Annotated in this window: 3 protein-coding genes; 2 read left to right on the forward strand and 1 reads right to left on the reverse strand. The window is 44.8% G+C overall.

Translation table 11 applies throughout. The features are described from left to right. Positions 1 to 478, reverse strand: a 478-nt coding sequence (gene tsaB, locus Q0191_RS06435; RefSeq protein ID WP_297664886.1) for a tRNA (adenosine(37)-N6)-threonylcarbamoyltransferase complex dimerization subunit type 1 TsaB, incomplete at its 3' end; no start/stop codon positions are given. A 286-nt stretch (positions 479 to 764) separates the two neighbouring features. Here tsaB and Q0191_RS06440 point away from each other — a divergent pair. Further along, a complete protein-coding gene (locus Q0191_RS06440) occupies positions 765 to 995 on the forward strand; it encodes a DNA-dependent RNA polymerase subunit epsilon (RefSeq protein WP_125383505.1) in 231 nt (76 codons plus the stop codon). A 2-nt stretch (positions 996 to 997) separates the two neighbouring features. Next, positions 998 to 1,841: ribonuclease J (locus Q0191_RS06445; RefSeq protein ID WP_297664888.1), on the forward strand; the 844-nt coding region annotated here is incomplete at its 3' end.

Raw genomic sequence — 1,841 nt, forward strand, 5'->3', positions numbered from 1 at the left:
TTGCTGTCTCTCCGACAAAAGTGACTGGCTGGTTAGCAGCGCCAGCTATTTCCAACGCCTCTGCCAAAGGCATATGAGCTTCCGGCCGTACAGCCTGACTAGACTGATAAAAACCAGCATAGACATTATTGCGGCGGGCATCCATGATAGGAATGACCAAGCCTTCCACTTGCTCTGGGACTAAAGCCAGCAGACTAGACACACCGACCAGCTCAATCTTGAGGGTATGCGCCAAAGTCTTGGCTGTCGCCACCGCAATTCTCAGACCTGTGTAGCTGCCTGGTCCCTGCGCCACCACGATCCGATCCAAATCCGTCGGTTTCATATCCAGACTATTCATCAGAAAATCAATAGCCGGCATAAGGGTAATACTATGATTTTTCTTGATATTGAGCGTCACCTGCCCCAAGATCTCCTTATTCTCTAAAATCGCTAGAGACAGAGCCTTATTTGACGTATCCATCGCTAAAATTTTCATCATTCTCTTCCTTACTCGAGTGTTTGCTTCTTATTATACTATAAAAGTGACCACAAGGGTAGAGAAGCAGTCATTTGATTATCCAGATTACCTCTTAAAAGCTTTTCTGAAAATCTCCACAATATTTTCTCGGCTATGTCTTTTACTAAAAGCTGGTTTTATGATATAATTGGTTAGAATTATATCGAATCAAGGTCAATCTACTACTCATAAAACTAAATAAAAGAAAACAGCTGATTAGCTGTCGTTTTCTGTAGCTTGATCATGAAAAATGGAAGGAAATAAAATGATTTACAAAGTTTTTTATCAAGAAACAAAAGAACGCAGCCCACGCCGTGAAAAAACACGTGCCCTTTACTTAGAAGTAGAAGCTGCCAATGAATTAGAAGGCCGCATCAAAGCCCGCAAATTGGTCGAAGAAAAGACTCCATACAATATCGAATTTATCGAGCTCTTGTCTGACAAACACCTTGAATACGAAAAAGAGTCAGGCGCCTTCGAATTGACGGAGTTATAACTATGGCATATAACTTAAAGAAAGAAGAAGTTGGTGTTTTCGCCATTGGCGGTCTGGGCGAAATCGGTAAAAACACCTACGGAATTGAGTATCAAGATGAGATTATCATTGTCGATGCTGGGATTAAATTTCCCGAAGACGACCTCTTGGGTATCGACTATGTTATTCCCGACTACTCTTATATCGTAGAAAATATTGATCGCGTGAAAGCTGTCCTCATCACCCACGGGCACGAGGACCATATCGGCGGCATTCCTTTCCTGCTCAAGCAAGCCAATGTACCTATCTATGCCGGCCCTTTGGCGCTAGCCCTCATTCGTGGCAAGCTAGAAGAGCATGGACTTTTGCGGGATGCCAAGCTCTATGAAATCAATCAAAATACAGAGTTGACCTTTAAAAATCTGAAGGCGACCTTCTTCCGGACAACCCACTCGATTCCAGAACCTTTGGGGATTGTCATCCATACGCCGCAGGGTAAGATTGTCTGTACCGGTGACTTCAAGTTTGACTTTACACCAGTCGGTGAGCCAGCTGATTTGCACCGCATGGCCGCTCTGGGAGAGGAAGGCGTCCTCTGCCTCCTGTCCGACTCGACCAATGCTGAAGTTCCGACCTTCACCAATTCCGAAAAAGTGGTTGGACAGTCTATTATGAGGATTATCGAAGGCATCCATGGACGGATTATTTTTGCTTCCTTTGCTTCAAACATCTTCCGCCTCCAGCAGGCAGCAGAAGCTGCTGTCAAGACAGGGCGCAAAATTGCGGTCTTTGGCCGTTCTATGGAAAAGGCCATTGTCAACGGGATTGAGCTGGGCTATATCAAGGTTCCCAAAGATACCTTCATCG

The organism is uncultured Streptococcus sp. (genome assembly GCF_938036805.1).
In the GTDB taxonomy this organism is placed as follows: domain Bacteria; phylum Bacillota; class Bacilli; order Lactobacillales; family Streptococcaceae; genus Streptococcus.